General features: G+C 42.6%; 17 protein-coding genes. All 17 read left to right on the top strand.

Annotation, left to right across the window (positions count from 1 at the left end; translation table 11 throughout):
- Positions 1 to 45 precede the first annotated feature (45 nt).
- The 17 genes from ACJ9PY_RS26000 to atpE all read left to right on the top strand — a co-directional run bounded on the left by ACJ9PY_RS26000 (position 46) and on the right by atpE (position 16,111).
- Complete coding sequence (locus ACJ9PY_RS26000) at positions 46 to 651, top strand: thymidine kinase (protein ID WP_034315845.1); 606 nt, start codon at positions 46 to 48, stop codon at positions 649 to 651.
- Between the two features lie 188 nt (positions 652 to 839).
- Complete coding sequence (locus ACJ9PY_RS25995; protein ID WP_057278192.1) at positions 840 to 1,289, top strand: hypothetical protein; 450 nt, start codon at positions 840 to 842, stop codon at positions 1,287 to 1,289.
- Positions 1,290 to 1,453: 164 nt separating this feature from the next.
- Positions 1,454 to 2,524: a peptide chain release factor 1 gene (gene prfA / locus ACJ9PY_RS25990; protein ID WP_048683507.1), complete on the top strand. Its 1,071-nt coding sequence runs from the start codon at positions 1,454 to 1,456 to the stop codon at positions 2,522 to 2,524.
- A gap of 7 nt (positions 2,525 to 2,531) precedes the next feature.
- Positions 2,532 to 3,386 carry a peptide chain release factor N(5)-glutamine methyltransferase gene (prmC, locus tag ACJ9PY_RS25985; RefSeq protein ID WP_411739287.1) on the top strand — a complete coding sequence of 285 codons (855 nt, stop codon included), beginning with the start codon at positions 2,532 to 2,534 and terminating at the stop codon, positions 3,384 to 3,386.
- Positions 3,387 to 3,537: 151 nt separating this feature from the next.
- A complete protein-coding gene (gene spoIIR, locus ACJ9PY_RS25980; RefSeq protein ID WP_411739286.1) occupies positions 3,538 to 4,470 on the top strand; it encodes a stage II sporulation protein R in 933 nt (310 codons plus the stop codon).
- A gap of 289 nt (positions 4,471 to 4,759) precedes the next feature.
- On the top strand, positions 4,760 to 5,809 hold the full coding sequence (locus ACJ9PY_RS25975; protein WP_106027217.1) for an L-threonylcarbamoyladenylate synthase: 1,050 nt from the start codon (positions 4,760 to 4,762) through the stop codon (positions 5,807 to 5,809).
- 74 nt (positions 5,810 to 5,883) lie between these two features.
- Positions 5,884 to 6,450, top strand: coding sequence for a manganese efflux pump MntP family protein (locus tag ACJ9PY_RS25970; RefSeq protein WP_048685870.1), 567 nt, complete (start codon positions 5,884 to 5,886; stop codon positions 6,448 to 6,450).
- Positions 6,451 to 6,592: 142 nt separating this feature from the next.
- Positions 6,593 to 7,036, top strand: coding sequence for a low molecular weight protein arginine phosphatase (locus ACJ9PY_RS25965; RefSeq protein WP_048685867.1), 444 nt, complete (start codon positions 6,593 to 6,595; stop codon positions 7,034 to 7,036).
- 333 nt (positions 7,037 to 7,369) lie between these two features.
- Complete coding sequence (gene rpiB / locus ACJ9PY_RS25960) at positions 7,370 to 7,816, top strand: ribose 5-phosphate isomerase B (RefSeq protein WP_034315832.1); 447 nt, start codon at positions 7,370 to 7,372, stop codon at positions 7,814 to 7,816.
- A gap of 59 nt (positions 7,817 to 7,875) precedes the next feature.
- Positions 7,876 to 8,469, top strand: coding sequence for a TIGR01440 family protein (locus ACJ9PY_RS25955; RefSeq protein WP_400449998.1), 594 nt, complete (start codon positions 7,876 to 7,878; stop codon positions 8,467 to 8,469).
- A gap of 371 nt (positions 8,470 to 8,840) precedes the next feature.
- A complete protein-coding gene (gene glyA, locus ACJ9PY_RS25950; protein ID WP_053536892.1) occupies positions 8,841 to 10,082 on the top strand; it encodes a serine hydroxymethyltransferase in 1,242 nt (413 codons plus the stop codon).
- Between the two features lie 230 nt (positions 10,083 to 10,312).
- The gene (gene upp / locus ACJ9PY_RS25945) at positions 10,313 to 10,942 is read left to right on the top strand and encodes a uracil phosphoribosyltransferase (protein ID WP_034315825.1); all 630 of its coding nucleotides are present in this window, start codon (positions 10,313 to 10,315) and stop codon (positions 10,940 to 10,942) included.
- Between the two features lie 23 nt (positions 10,943 to 10,965).
- Complete coding sequence (wecB, locus tag ACJ9PY_RS25940; RefSeq protein ID WP_063574650.1) at positions 10,966 to 12,108, top strand: non-hydrolyzing UDP-N-acetylglucosamine 2-epimerase; 1,143 nt, start codon at positions 10,966 to 10,968, stop codon at positions 12,106 to 12,108.
- A gap of 83 nt (positions 12,109 to 12,191) precedes the next feature.
- Entirely contained in the window at positions 12,192 to 14,420 is a 2,229-nt protein-coding gene (locus ACJ9PY_RS25935; RefSeq protein ID WP_411739285.1) for a S8 family serine peptidase, read from the top strand.
- 286 nt (positions 14,421 to 14,706) lie between these two features.
- Positions 14,707 to 15,075, top strand: a complete 369-nt coding sequence (locus ACJ9PY_RS25930; RefSeq protein ID WP_034315821.1) for an ATP synthase subunit I — start codon at positions 14,707 to 14,709, stop codon at positions 15,073 to 15,075.
- Between the two features lie 22 nt (positions 15,076 to 15,097).
- Complete coding sequence (gene atpB / locus ACJ9PY_RS25925; protein ID WP_034315819.1) at positions 15,098 to 15,814, top strand: F0F1 ATP synthase subunit A; 717 nt, start codon at positions 15,098 to 15,100, stop codon at positions 15,812 to 15,814.
- A 72-nt stretch (positions 15,815 to 15,886) separates the two neighbouring features.
- Positions 15,887 to 16,111, top strand: a complete 225-nt coding sequence (atpE, locus tag ACJ9PY_RS25920; protein WP_034315818.1) for a F0F1 ATP synthase subunit C — start codon at positions 15,887 to 15,889, stop codon at positions 16,109 to 16,111.
- Positions 16,112 to 16,208 lie beyond the last annotated feature (97 nt).

Below are 16,208 nucleotides of genomic sequence, written 5' to 3'. Positions count from 1 at the left end.
AATTATGGCCAATGGATCGACAGGTGGAAGGGAGTAGCTGTTTCCATGTATGTAATGAAACAAACAGGCTGGATTGAGCTTATTTGCGGAAGCATGTTTTCAGGTAAATCTGAAGAATTGATTAAACGAGTCAGCCGTGCTCAATTTGCTAAAGAGCAGATAGCTGTATTTAAACCAGCTATTGATAATCGCTATGCGGAAGAGGCTGTCGTATCACACAATGGCTCTTCTGTGATGGCAAAACCGATTGCCCATTCAACGGATATATTTAAGTATTTGGACAAGCCCTTGGATATCATTGCAATAGATGAAGTGCAATTTTTTGATCATGAAATTATCGGGGTTGCCCAGCATCTTGCGGACAGCGGTTATCGAGTGATTATGGCTGGACTCGATCAAGATTTCAGAGGTGAACCATTCGGCCCTATGCCTGTTCTATTATCGCTTGCAGAATCGGTGACTAAGCTGCAGGCAGTGTGTGAAGTATGCGGATCACCTGCGAGCAGGACACAGCGCTTGATAGATGGGGAGCCGGCCTCCTATGATGAGCCGATCATCCTTGTGGGTGCATCGGAATCGTACGAGCCCCGCTGCCGCCATCATCACGAAGTTCCGGGTAAGCAGGCTGTTGGGATTAAAGAACATATTTGAATGATGGTGCCCTATGATCCAATGAGATCACAGGGTACTTTTTTTATGCGGAAAAATGGAAAAACTGTCGAGTTATTCAGGTGGCCTGACCAATACATGGAAGGGAAATAAAAGATAAATATTGCCCCATTTTGGGTAGGCTAACGAGGAAATGTTCTTCTTAACCAGTCAAAATGGAGGGAAAAAATATGAAATCAAAACTGCTTATCATGACGGCCTTTCTGCTTGCTGCACTAACGGCATGCGGTCAAAATGACAATGCAATAAATAATGATTCGGAATATGGAGATCAATCCCGGGATGGCAGGGTTGGCAATGGTTTAAATCAAGTATCCAATAAAGATTGGGATAATGAAGCGGAACGACCATCAGATCAGGTCCTCAACACACCGCATCATACATCCAATAATTCTCCATCCATGGGTCAGCAAATTGATGAAATCCGCGGGGTAATCGAATCGGAAACTAATTATGAGGCCGGTTCCGTTTGGTTTAATGGAAATACCATACACGTTACGGTCCATGATAAAGGCAAAATCAAGACCGAAAAAGAAAGAAAAAAGGAAATGCAGCGAATACAAGGCATGATAAACAGGGTTGTGCCTCAATATAATGTAGATGTCAAATTAAATAAGTAACGGCACGACATTTTTGAATCTCTTTGACGTTGATTATTCACCTATACTATAATTAACCTAGAAGTGAACTGAGCTGGGGCACTGAGCTACTTATTTATAGTAATAAGAGATGGATTACTTCCAAATCGTTTAAGATGTTTTGGAAAATTTATGAGGTGAATAATTTGTTTGATCGTTTGCAAGCAGTAGAAGATAGATATGAAAGATTGAATGAACTATTAAGTGACCCGGAGATCATTAATGACTCCAAGAAGCTAAGGGAATATTCCAAGGAGCAATCCAGCATTCAAGAGACCGCGTCGACTTATAAAGAATATAAAGCGGTTCGTGAGCAACTTCAGGAAGCGAAGGCAATGCTGGAGGAGAAACTTGATGCGGAAATGCGTGAAATGGTAAAAGAAGAGATCAATGAACTTGATGAGACCATACAAGGCCTTGAGGATAAGCTGAAAATATTGCTTATTCCGAAAGACCCCAACGATGATAAAAACGTAATCATGGAGATCCGCGGTGCGGCTGGCGGAGATGAGGCGGCCTTATTTGCAGGCAGTCTATACCGGATGTATAGCCGTTTTGCCGAGGTGCAGGGCTGGCGGACTGAAGTCATTGAAGCAAATCCTACTGGGCTTGGCGGCTACAAGGAAATCATATTCATGATTAATGGCAATGGCGCTTATTCAAAGTTGAAATTCGAAAATGGAGCCCATCGCGTTCAGCGAGTACCTGAAACGGAATCAGGCGGTCGGATTCATACATCTACAGCCACGGTTGCCGTTTTACCTGAAGCTGAGGAAGTGGAAGTTGAAATCCATGATAAGGATATTCGTGTCGATACCTTTGCATCAAGCGGTCCTGGAGGGCAAAGTGTCAATACGACAATGTCAGCGGTGCGCTTGACTCATATTCCGACTAATACGGTTGTATCCTGTCAAGATGAAAAATCACAAATCAAGAACAAAGAAAAGGCAATGAAGGTTTTGCGTGCCAGGGTGTTCGATAAAATCAATCGCGAAATACAGGCGGAATATGATCAAAACAGGAAGCTGGCCGTTGGAACGGGCGATCGATCTGAAAGGATTCGGACTTATAACTTCCCGCAAAACCGCGTTACCGACCACCGCATTGGTTTAACGATTCAAAAACTGGATCAAATCATGGAAGGTAAACTGGATGAAGTCGTTGATGCATTAATCATGGAAGACCAATCTTCAAGGCTGGAAAATGCAGATGAGTAATTCTGCCGTGAAAGTTTTTGAAGCCCTTAAATGGGCTTCTTCTTTTTTAAAGGAAAATGATCGTGATGCCAATGCTGGGGAAATCCTGTTACAGCACTTTTTAAAACAAACTCGCTCCCAAATGCTGGCCAACCTTCATGATGAGCTTAGTGAAGCGGATTTTGGGCAATTTAAGGACGCTATTGAGCTGCATGCTGAGGGGACGCCCATCCAATATATAATCGGCAGTGAAGAATTTTATGGACGGACCTTTTTTGTGAATGAAGAAGTGCTCATACCGAGACCGGAAACAGAAGAATTGATTTATTATACATTACGTAAACTCCCGGCGATTTTTATGGAGGGACAGAGGCTCCGTTTAGTTGATATTGGGACTGGCAGCGGCGCAATTGCCATAACGATGAAACTTGAAAAATCAAACCTGATGGTGACGGCCACGGACATAGCTCAACCATCGCTTGAGGTGGCGAGGAAAAATGCCGAATCACTTGGTGCCGAAGTGGAGTTCATGCAAGGTGATTTGCTTTCGCCTTTCATGAATATAAACGCGAAGGTGGACATTCTTTTATCGAATCCGCCATATATACCAGAAGATGATCATAAATCCATGTCAGTGGTCGTGACTGGTCATGAACCACACCGTGCGTTGTTTGCCGGTATCGATGGGCTGGATTTTTACCGCCGCTTTATGGAACAGTTACCTTTGGTGATGAAGGTGCCTGGACTGATCGGTTTTGAAGTGGGTGCAGGACAGGGGGCGGCGGTTGCCGATTTATTGAAGCGAACCTTTCCTGCCGCGGAAGTATCCATCATAAATGACATTAATGAAAAAGATCGAATGGTCTTTGCTGAATTAAAATGATCCGTCTCCCTTATGTGAGACGGTTTTTTTTAGGGACAGCACCCTCATTATCCTTTGGAATCTATATTTCCAGCTATCAACTTTTTTTGTTTTTACTAGTTTAAGATAGCTGAAAAATGGTGAGACTGATTCATGTGAGGGGGCGAAGGCGATGAAAACTAAACATTTAGCCATTATTTATCTATTAATCTTAACTATAGGAACGATCGTAAGTATATATATGCCTAAAGCGGAGATGGTCGGTGCAGAAGATACAAAGGTAATCCCGGATGAGGCGATTCGGCTGCGGATACTCGCCAATAGTGATAAAGAAGAGGACCAAGCGGTTAAACGGCTGATTAGGGATAAGGTAAATGAAGATATCACAAAGTGGGTCGCTGAGCTTACTTCTTTGGATGAGGCGAGGGATGTGATCACCTCGCATCTGCCGGATATCCAGGCGACGGCTGAGGCGGTAATAAAGGAACAGGGTTTGGAGCAGTCGGTGAAAGTGGATTTTGGACAAGCTGAATTTCCGACAAAGCTGTACGGGCAGTATTTATATCCGGCAGGGGAATATGAAGCAGTGATTATCACGCTTGGTGAAGGGGACGGTGCTAATTGGTGGTGTGTGTTATTTCCCCCATTGTGTTTCTTGGATTTTTCAAATGGGACGGCTGTAAGTCAAAGTCCGATTGTCGAGGATGAAGAGGAAGGTTCCTTGACTTCGGAAGGAACGGCGTATGCTGCAACGAATGAAGAGAGTGAACCTGTTGCGGAGAAAGTGGTTGAAGAAGAAGTGCTGGCTGAAAAGGAAAAAAGGCCGGAGGAAGTAGTTGAAGAAGAGGTAATCGAGGAGAGTGTAAAAGAGGAAGCACCGGAAGTAACGGTAAAAGAAGAGGTTGTAGAGCCAGAGGTAAAAGAAGAAGTGGCAGTGAAAGATAAGGAACAAGTGACAGAGGAAGTCATTGAAGGGAAAGCTGAAGAAAACAAGGTTGAACTTGCGGCATCCAATGAAAAAGGTCAACAATTATATGAAGGGGAAAAGGAGCCCGAGGTGGAAGTGAAGTCCTTGTTTGCAGAAATCTTCAATGATCTATTTTAAGGAGGGGGCAGAGTCCCTCTTCTTTAAATTCAGATAATTTTAAAAACATATCCACAGGGTTATTAACAAAAAATCAAAAAAGTCTGTCATTAATCATTAATATCCACAAAGTTATCCACGGATTCGATGTGGTTATCCCCAATTTGTGGATAACACTTGAAATATGTGTATACTTCTTTTATACTTTCAAAGTATCTTTTAAGTGGAATTCGTACGTTAAGTTGAAAATACCGTTCATATTAAAGCGATTATATAAAATAAGAAATGTTAAAAGGCGATGGTGTTCAAGATGAAAACGAAAATTTGGTCAGTGGATAAAAATGTGGATAATTTACAAAGTTATCCCCAGATTACACAATCAGCTGAATTATTAAAGGCTAATCAAGTGGTTGCTTTTCCTACAGAGACCGTTTATGGACTCGGCGCGAATGCCAAAAATGACGAGGCGGTCAAAAAAGTGTTCGAAGCAAAGGGGCGTCCGAGTGATAATCCTTTAATCGTTCATATAGCCTCCGATGACCAGTTGTCGGGTATTGTAGAAGAGATTCCGGAACAGGCCCGGAAGCTAATGGCAGAATTTTGGCCGGGTCCTTTGACTTTGATCATGAAACGGAAACCGGGCCAGCTATCGAATCTTGTGACAGCTGGATTGGACACGGTGGCTGTCAGGATGCCGGATCATCAGGTTGCCCTTGGCCTTATTCGTGCGAGTGGTTTGCCCATTGCGGCTCCAAGTGCAAATACTTCCGGGAAACCAAGCCCCACTTCAGCAAAACATGTTGAAGATGACTTGATGGGCCGGATTGCAGGTATAGTCGATGGCGGGAATACAGGTGTGGGCGTGGAATCCACAGTACTGGATTGCACTGTGGAAGTCCCTGTTATTTTAAGGCCTGGCGGGGTGACCCTGGAACAGCTGGAAGCGGTAATTGGGGAAGTCAGGCAAGATGTCGCTTTGAAGAATCAGGAAACGGCGCCAAAGGCCCCGGGCATGAAATATACCCACTATGCTCCGAAGGCCCCTCTATTTTTAGTCAAGGGTAATCAAGCTTTCCTTCAGAAGCTTGTGGATGAAAAAAGAAGTGACGGGTTAAAGGTGGGCATCATTACGGCTCATGAACATCAACAGGATTATAAGGCGGATTATGTGGTTGTCCCAGGTTCACTAGCCGATTTACATACAGTTGCGACAGGCTTATATGATGCCTTAAGACAGTTTGACGAGCTGGAGGTCGATGTCATTTTTAGTGAAATGTTTCCTGACCATGGAATAGGGGCTGCGGTCATGAACCGGCTTGAGAAGGCAGCAGGTCATCAAATCATCAAGGAACATGTGTAATAAGGACTGATTTATCCTTCTATTTCTTTTCGGACATGCATAACATGTAGTAGGCACGTCCGAGGGGGATTGGAATGAATACATTTGCTGGAGAAATCATCACCTTATTGCTAATGGCCTTCGCTTTGGGAATGGATGCCTTTTCAGTGGGCCTTGGAATGGGAATGTTTAAGCTAAGGTTGAGGCAAATTCTGTTTATAGGTTTGACAGTCGGCATTTTTCATATTTGGATGCCCTTGCTTGGAATGGGGGCAGGCCGTTTCATTTCAGAAAAATTCGGGACCTTCGCTACATACGCCGGCGGTCTATTGTTGATCATTCTTGGTATACAGATGTTTATTCCTGGTAAAAAGGATGGGGCTGGTGCCATGCAAAATAAGATGCTGGCTCCTGTCGGGAAAGGTTTAATCATTTTTGCTTTAGGGGTAAGCCTGGATAGCTTCTCGGTAGGGTTGACTCTGGGGATTTACGGTGCCAAAACGATTTTAACGGTTCTTTGTTTTGGGTTTGCCGCCACTCTATTAACGTGGGCGGGGCTTTTACTGGGTAGAAAAATGCAGGGTTTGCTTGGCGTGTATAGTGAGATTCTTGGCGGAAGCATCCTGTGTGCGTTTGGATTGAAACTATTGTTCTCTTTTTGATCCGCCTGAATTCATATCATTCCTACCTCAACTGTTCCGATTAACGGAGCGGTTTTTATTTTTCTTCGGACAAAATGACAGTGATTTTTTGACTATAATAAACGGGCGATAGCTTATAATGAATAAAAAAGGAGGCGTTAAAATGATCCGAGTATTATTTGTATGTACAGGTAACACATGCCGAAGCCCGATGGCAGAAGCGATATTGAAAAACAAGAATATTGCGGGTGTTGAAGTGAAGTCCGCAGGCGTGTATGCTTCGACAGGTCAGGATGCTTCAATGCATGCTAAAAATGTATTGGTTGAAAATGACATAGTGCATAATCATCATTCAACGCCTTTATCCGCGAAGGAAATGGAGTGGGCGACTCATATCTTCACCATGACGGAAGGGCATAAATCGGCCATTACCCGTTCATATCCCCAAATGATCGATAAGACCTTTACTTTAAAAGAATTCATTCTCGGAGATAAATATGATAGAGATATAATGGATCCGTTCGGCGGTTCTGAAGGCATTTATCGGGAAACGTTCAGAGAGCTGCAGGAATTGATAGATGAATTAGTCAAAAGGCTTAAAAATTGAACTGGCGTACATAATGTTGCCGCTGGGGTAAAAGATACTACTAAGCTTGGTATAGGATCAAGGCAGCATTGGCTGCCATTGCAGAATAAGCATCTGCTGGAGCGGAAGAAGTGACGGCTGTCACAAGCGAACAAGGGGCAGTCATGGAAAATGTCGAAAAATCGGCAATGGAACTTAGGGCGAAAGCGGAAAAGTTGAACAGGACCATTACCCGCTAGCAGGAAACCAGAGTAGGTTTCCTGCTTCTTTGCGGGGAAAAGGATGGACATCCTTTATCTTTTCATAATTTTGTGACACAATAAAATCAAATGAAAAAGCTAGAGGAGGATTATGATGAAAGTTGCGATTGCTTCGGATCATGGTGGTATACATATCCGTGAAGAAATAAAGAATTTATTGAATGAGTTACAGATTCCATTTGAGGACTTTGGCTGTGAATGCAGTACGTCGGTGGATTATCCTGATTATGCCTTGCCGGTTGCTGAAAAAGTGGCACGGGGTGAGTTCGATCGGGGCATTTTAATCTGTGGAACTGGAATCGGAATGAGCATTGCTGCCAATAAGGTCAAAGGAATACGATGTGCATTGGTTCATGATGTCTATAGTGCGAAATTGACCCGTCAGCATAATGATACCAATATGTTAGCGATGGGGGAACGTGTCATTGGCCCGGGTCTAGCCAGGGAAATTGCCCAAACGTGGCTGACTTCGGAATTTGAGGGCGGGCGCCATCAAAACAGGATTGGTAAGATTGCGGAGTACGAAGGTAAGCACAGCTAATTCTTTTGGTTTTTGGAGAGTTCCGATAGCAAGTTTTCTTATTGAAAGGATGCGTTTTCATGACAAGTGATGCTACATTTTCAAATGAGCTTGAGATGTGGGAAAACCAGTTTCGGGAACTTTTATACGAGTTCCAAGAACAGACGGCTTTAAAAGAGAAACAGCTACTGGTTATCGGCTGCAGTACAAGTGAAGTGATCGGGAAAAGGATCGGTACTGAAGGGACGCTCGATGTTGCTGGGATGATTTTTTCCGTAGTGAGGGATTTTCAAGGAAAAACGGGTGTTCAGGTTGCATATCAATGTTGTGAGCATCTAAACAGGGCCTTGGTTTTACAAAGGGAAACCGCGATTCGTTATGGTTATGAAGAAGTTTCGGTCGTACCTGTAAGAACAGCTGGGGGATCGATGGCGACGTACGCCTATCAGCAATGGAAAGATGCAGTCGTCGTTGAACATATCAAAGCGGATGCGGGGATAGATATTGGAGACACATTCATTGGTATGCATCTGAAGCATGTTGCAGTTCCGATTCGCTCTGCCATTAAAGAAATAGGACATGCACATGTGACGATGGCAAAAACCCGCCCGAAGCTGATTGGCGGGGAGCGTGCAGTTTATCGGGACCTCTCTGAAAACAAAAGTTGTACTTAATGGGTAAGTAAGACAGCATTTCTCGGATGGGGAATGCTGTTTTTTAATTAAGGCGGGCAAAATCGTAACGCTCAAGGTAAAGGATCAAAAGAAAAAACTTTCCTTTATAGTGCTAATAGAATGGTGATTTCGCTCTTGTAATATAAGGTGAAAGAGCTATTTATCATAATTCTGATGTTAAATACGAACATTTTTAAATGAAAAAACATTTAATGTTCGATAAAATTAGACTATCACTTCTAAATTAGACATGTTAAAATGGAGTAGAATTTTCTAATAACTATTGATATGGCTTTTTCATGCTTTTTGAAGGCATGTTGCACATAAATACTAAAAAGCGAATCACGCACAATTTAAGGAGGAATTACGGAATGAATCGTTTAGCAAAGCAAGATGAGCAAGTGTTTAACGCAATTCAACTGGAATTAGGGCGTCAAAGAAGTAAAATTGAGCTTATTGCTTCTGAAAACTTCGTGAGTGAAGCTGTCATGGAAGCGCAAGGATCGGTCTTGACTAATAAGTATGCAGAAGGATACCCTGGAAAACGTTACTATGGCGGATGTGAGTATGTAGACATCGTTGAAGATCTAGCACGTGAGCGTGCGAAAGAAATTTTCGGAGGCGAGTATGTGAACGTACAGCCTCACTCTGGAGCTCAAGCCAATATGGCCGTTTACTTTACAGTGCTTCAAACTGGCGACACAGTGCTTGGGATGAACCTTTCGCATGGCGGTCACTTAACACATGGAAGTCCAGTAAACTTCAGTGGTGTTAACTACAACTTTGTTGAATATGGTGTAGACGAAAAAGATCACCGTATCGATTACAATGATGTATTGGAAAAAGCGCGTCAACACAAACCTAAATTGATCGTAGCGGGTGCAAGTGCATATCCACGGGAAATCGACTTCAAGCGATTCCGTGAAATTGCGGATGAAGTCGGGGCATATTTAATGGTCGACATGGCGCATATTGCAGGTTTAGTTGCGGCTGGATTACATCAAAGTCCAATTCCTTATGCTGACTTTGTTACGACAACTACTCATAAAACACTTCGCGGACCACGCGGCGGGATGATCATCTGTAAAGAAGAATTCGGTAAGAAGATCGATAAATCCATCTTCCCTGGAATTCAAGGCGGTCCTTTGATGCATGTTATATCAGCTAAGGCTGTTGCATTCGGCGAAGCGCTTCAAGATGATTTTAAAGTATATGCTCAACAAATCATCGACAATGCTAAACGTTTGGGTGAAGGTTTGAAGAAAGAAGGGTTCACTCTTGTTTCTGATGGAACGGACAATCACTTGATTCTTCTTGATGTACGCTCTACAGGGTTAACGGGAAAAATCGCAGAGCATGTTTTGGATGAAATCGGTATTACCGTGAACAAAAATGCGATTCCTTATGACCCGGAAAAACCATTCGTTACCAGCGGTATACGTATTGGGACTGCGGCAGTGACATCACGTGGCTTCGGATTGGAAGACATGGATGAAATAGCTGCTATCATCGGACTTGTTTTGAAAAATAATGAAGACGCAGCTAAGCTTGAAGAAGCAAAACAGCGTGTTGAATCATTAGCGAACAAATTTGAATTATATCCTTCATTGTAATATCGGGCCGCTCCCTTTAAAGGGAGCGGTTTTTTCATTTATGGAAGTCGGTGTGTTAGAAGAATCCGAATAGTGAAAATAGGTCTGACAACTAAACCTTTATTGAAGATTGAAACATTTTTCTGTAAAATAGGTTGAAGTGAAATTTAAAAGACACGAAAATTTTTCTATTCGATTAGGGAAATCATAAAAAAGCGCAAAACTAAGCAATGGAATTGGAGAGATGCCAAATGGGAAAAGTTTATGTTTTCGATCACCCGTTAATTCAACACAAATTAGCCTATATACGTGATATAAATACAGGAACAAAAGAATTCCGTGAACTAGTGGATGAAGTTGCATCATTGATGGCATTTGAAATCACGAGAGATATGCCGCTGGAAGAAGTGGAAATCCAAACGCCTGTAAGCACAGCGAAAGTGAAAATGCTTTCTGGTAAAAAAGTGGGAATCGTCCCGATTTTACGTGCGGGCATAGGGATGGTGGACGGAATCATTAAGCTGATTCCTGCTGCAAAGGTCGGACATGTTGGACTTTACCGTGATCCTGAAACATTGAAACCGGTTGAATATTATGCGAAGATGCCAAGTGACTTGGCAGAAAGGGAATGCATTGTCGTTGACCCGATGCTAGCCACTGGCGGATCAGCCATCGAAGCGATCCATTCCATTAAAAAACGCGGTGCAGTCAATATTAAATTCATGTGTTTGATTGCAGCTCCAGAGGGTGTGGAAGCTTTAAAAGAAGCTCATCCTGATGTTGATATCTATATTGCGGGTCTTGATGAAAAACTGAATGAACATGGTTATATCGTTCCGGGTCTTGGAGACGCAGGAGATCGTTTATTCGGCACAAAATAAGGAAAGAAACTGAGGTGTCACGAATGAACAAACCGATTAAAGTCATGACCATTTTCGGGACGAGACCAGAAGCTGTCAAAATGGCTCCCTTAGTACTCGAATTTCAAAAACACCCAGAATATTTCAAGCCGATCGTTGCTGTCACGGCTCAGCATCGCCAAATGTTAGATCAAGTTCTCGAACTATTTTCCATACAGCCGGACTATGACTTGGACATAATGAAGGAAAGGCAAACGCTTGCTGACATTACAACAAGAGCATTGAATGGTCTTGATTCCGTAATGAAGGAAGCTAAACCAGATATTGTTCTCGTTCATGGTGATACAACCACAACGTTTGTTGCCAGTCTGGCTGCTTTTTATAATCAAATTGTCATTGGGCATGTAGAAGCGGGGCTGCGCACATGGAATAAATATTCCCCCTATCCGGAAGAGATGAATCGACAGCTTACGGGTACGATGGCGGATTTGCATTTTGCGCCGACTTCGAAAGCCGAGGAGAATCTGCTGAACGAGAACAAGAAGGATAATATCTTCGTGACGGGAAATACGGCAACGGATGCTTTAAAAACGACTGTAAGGTCGACATATTCCCATCCGGTTTTAAATGGACTTGGAGAAGACAGGCTCATTTTGCTTACCGCCCATCGCAGGGAAAATCTAGGGGAACCCATGAGGAATATCTTCAGGGCCGTTAAGAGAATCATTGTTGAGCATGATGATGTTCAAGTGGTATATCCTGTCCATTTAAATCCGCTTGTTCAAGAATTGGCAAACGAAGTTCTCGGGGACGATCCGCGGGTTCACTTGATCGAACCGCTGGATGTATTGGATTTCCATAACTTCGCTTCTAGAGCCTTTCTGATTTTGACTGATTCTGGAGGAATCCAGGAAGAGGCACCGTCACTTGGTGTACCCGTCCTGGTTTTAAGGGATACGACCGAACGTCCTGAGGGGATTACGGCTGGAACCTTAAGGTTGGCTGGTACTGATGAACAAACCATATATGATTTGGCACATGAATTGCTCACCGATCAAGAGGTGCACGAAAAAATGTCCAAAGCTTCAAATCCATATGGGGACGGAAATGCTTCGGTACGCATAGCTGAAGCCATCCGTTACTATTTTAAGCAAGTGAATATGCCGCCAACTAGATTTGAACCATAAAAGAGGAAAAGCCATGCGCTTTTCCTTTTTTTATTTGCATACTCCAAGGTTGTTGAGAAAAGATAACTGCTAAGGGGATGATTATGTTGGGAAAGAAAACGTTCATAGTGTTTGTTTTCCTTTTTATATTTATTTATCAATATGAAAAGGGCTTTGCAAAAGTCATTCTGCCGCCTTTACCAAAACTATCTGAATCTAAGGAAGTAACGGTTGTTGTCACGATGGATAAGGCGTTTAATCGAAAAAAGATCGAAAAACTGCTTGAAAAATATCCATCTCTTCAATTACGGAATGTTTATTCGGTTGCCCTGGATGGATTTTCCCTTCATGGGAAAATGAATGAAATAGAACAACTTAAAAAGGAGGGTGGAATTCGGGCAGTAACGGAAGTATCCGTTTATCAAGCCGTGTTGGATAAAAGTGTCCCATACATAGGAGGAGACAGGGTCAGGGGTTTCTTTGATAAGGAGAATCACCGGATCACCGGGAAAGGGATAAAGGTAGGGATAATCGATACTGGCATCGATTATACACATCCAGATTTGCAACGAGCTTATAAAGGAGGTAAGGATCTGGTTGATGGTGATGCAGATCCGATGGAAACCAAAAATCAAGGCGACCTGGATACATTGCATGGCACTCATGTGGCGGGCATCATTGCAGCCAATGGAAAAATGAAAGGCGTCGCACCTGAAGCGGAGATTTACGCATATCGAGCATTGGGGCCAGGCGGTTCTGGAGATACAGATCAAGTGTTGACGGCCATTGAGTCAGCCATGAAGGATAAGGTGGATGTATTGAACCTCTCTCTAGGTAATAACGTCAATGGTCCTGATTTACCTATCTCCCTTGCGTTGAATAAAGCTGTGGAAAGCGGCATTGTTGCCGTGACATCAAACGGGAATTCCGGTCCGGCTGTATGGACCGTCGGTTCACCCGGTACAGCGGAAAAAGCGATTTCCGTTGGGGCTTCGACTCCGCCCTTAAGGGTGCCGTATATGATTTACGGACTTGGATCAAAAAAGCATCAATCGCATTTAACCTTGTTTCAAGGCTCTAAAAAATGGAACCTGACGTTTTCCGAGGATGTCATATATGGGGGACTGGGTAATAAAAAGGACCTAAAGAATGTTCGGGATAAGATTGTGTTGTTGGAACGTGGCACACTTACCTTCCAGCAGAAAGTATCCAATGCAGAAAAGGCGGGTGCGAAGGGGGTAATTGTTTTTAATAATACGAGTGGGACCTTTACTGGAAGCTTGGAAAAAGAAATGAACATCCCGGCTTCTTCTATTAATAGAAGAGATGGATTGCAGCTCAAGCAAATCATGGAGCAAGGGCAGAGCAAAACCGTTCAATTTGTTTATAAGAACGAGCAGGATAGGCTCGCGGATTTCAGTTCCAGGGGACCGGTAACCGTATCATGGGGAATAAAGCCTGACGTATTGGCACCGGGAGTGGAAATTGAAAGCACCATTCCTAAAGGATATATGTCCCTGGATGGAACAAGTATGTCCGCACCGCATGTTGCAGGAGCATGCGCCTTAATCCTGCAAAAACACCCGGAGTGGACTCCTGATCAAGTCAAATCTGCATTGATGAGCACTTCCAAGCCATTGAGGAAAACAGCAAATCAATTGTATCACACATATGAACAGGGGGCTGGGCGCATCCAGGTCGACGAAGCGTTAAAAGCGGACACGCTCTTGAACCCAAGCTCATTGTCTTTTGGGATGTATACAAAAAAAGAAGGAATTGAAGAGCATCATGAAACGATAGTCATAGAAAATACCGGTACGGAAATGAGGAAGTACTCATTCATGGTCCCATTAAAAGAGACGGGACTCACTTGGGAATTGCCGAAATCCCTTACTTTGAAACCGAAGGAAAAGAAACGGATAAAAGTCGGATTGCAGGTCAACCCAGCCAAGCTTAAAAAGGGAGTCTTTGATGGATACCTCATTATAATGGAAGGAACCAAAAGAATATCCCTTCCTTATTTATATGTAAAAGAAGAGCCTGATTATCCAAGGATAATGGGATTTGATTTTGGTCAAGGGGACCAGGAAGGCACATATCGATACGAAATGTATCTTCCGCGCGGGGCTGAAGAATTCGGTATTGCCCTTTATGAGGAAGATAGCTTGAAATTCGCTGGATATTTGGATTGGTCCAGATCGGCTCCCTCCGGTTTGATCAAAAAAGATGTATTGAAAAAGGACTTGCCTCCTGAAGGAGTTTATAAAGCGATAATCTTTGCAAGAAGGGGCGGAAGGGAAGATCGGATAGAAAAGACGTTACTTATTGAGTGAACAGAGGCTAATAAGTAAAATAAAACGGATGTCAATAGAAGAAAAAAGATAATTTGTGAACAATTCGTTAATAATTACAAACCTGTGACAAATTTCACTAACCACTCATTGACAATGATTCTAGCCTATTGTATGCTAACTAAGGATGTAAAATGAGAGGGGTTTCATACGTTAATAACGTGTCAAATAGAAGTAAGTTTTTGACCTTCTATTTGGACTTGTTACGGGCAAATTCTCCTAAGCTAAACAAGATACTACAATATTTCTAGGGAGATTACATGACAAAATGCTAGAATTGGAAAAGATGTTCAATAGGCAGCTAAAATACATGTTGTATTTAATGGGTATTTATCTACTTGGGGTGGTTTTCACTTCCCATGATTCAGTCTTCCAAGGATTATTGCTTGGAACTGCCTTCAGCCTATTTATATTCTGGTCAATGGTCAAAAAGAACAAGAAGTTCGCCCAAGAGGTTGCCGAAGGAAAGAAAACGCGCTCCCTTGGTAGTTTAACTAGAATGTCTGTAGCGGGTTTAGCTGCAATTATTGCATTGAGATATCCTGGTGAATTTCAGGTTGTCTGCGTGGTTGTGGGATTAATGACAGTTTACTTTGTCATTATGATAGATTATTTTATGCAAAACATACGTAGGTAGTAAAGAAGAGAGGTGAATACTGTTGAATCATGAAGCTCCTATGTGGGAATTTATGAATACCGGAATACATTTCAACTTGGCTAATGTTCTTATGATGACCATCGCAAGTCTCATTGTCTTCATTATTGCTGTAGCAGCAACTCGAAAACTTGCGATGAAGCCAACAGGTATCCAAAACTTTATCGAATGGGTTATGGATTTTGTGAAAAATATCATCAACAGCAATATGGATTGGCGTACGGGTGGTCAGTTCCTAATGTTGGGAATGACGTTAATATTGTACGTATTTGTTTCAAACATGTTAGGGTTGCCGTTCTCGATTGTAATAGGACATGAACTTTGGTGGAAATCACCTACATCTGATCCGGCAATAACTTTAACTTTGGCAGTTATGGTAATGGGTTTAACTCATTATTATGGTATCAAGATGAGAGGCATGAAAAATTATGCCAAAACTTATGTTCAGCCAATGGGTTTCTTGTTTCCGTTAAAGATTATTGAGGAGTTCGCTAATACGTTAACTCTAGGATTGCGGCTTTACGGGAATATTTATGCGGGTGAGTTACTATTAACTTTACTTGCTGGACTAGGAACAAGTGGTGTTGTGGGTGCAGCCACTGCTGCATTACCGATGTTAGCTTGGGAAGGGTTTAGTATCTTTGTCGGGTCCATTCAAGCTTTTATCTTTACTATGTTAACGATGGTTTATCTTTCCCATAAAGTAAGTGACGACCATTAATTATAAATATTGTTCATTTAGAACATTATATTGATGAAAAAATAAAACAACATTTCAAGGAGGAAATTTATCATGACAGGTTCTTTAGGTCTTATAGCTGCTGCTATCGCAGTTGGATTAGGTGCACTAGGTGCGGGTATTGGTAACGGTCTTATCGTTGGGCGTACAATTGAAGGAATGGCTCGTCAGCCAGAAGCTCGCGGTATGCTTCAAACTACAATGTTCGTTGGTATTGCATTAGTTGAGGCACTTCCAATCATCGCTGTAGTTATCGCGTTTATTGTAATGGGTAAATAAGATAACTTGAAAAAGTTCAATAATGGCGAAGATGATCCAAGGAGACCCTTCGCCATTGCTCTGTGTTAAAGTGAACATTTATGGCAGTGATACTGTC

It is taken from the genome of Peribacillus sp. S4 (assembly GCF_046715815.1).
Lineage (GTDB): Bacteria > Bacillota > Bacilli > Bacillales > DSM-1321 > Peribacillus > Peribacillus frigoritolerans.
The sequence above is the reverse complement of the archived record's forward strand: the minus strand, read 5'-3'. Positions and strand labels throughout refer to the sequence as shown.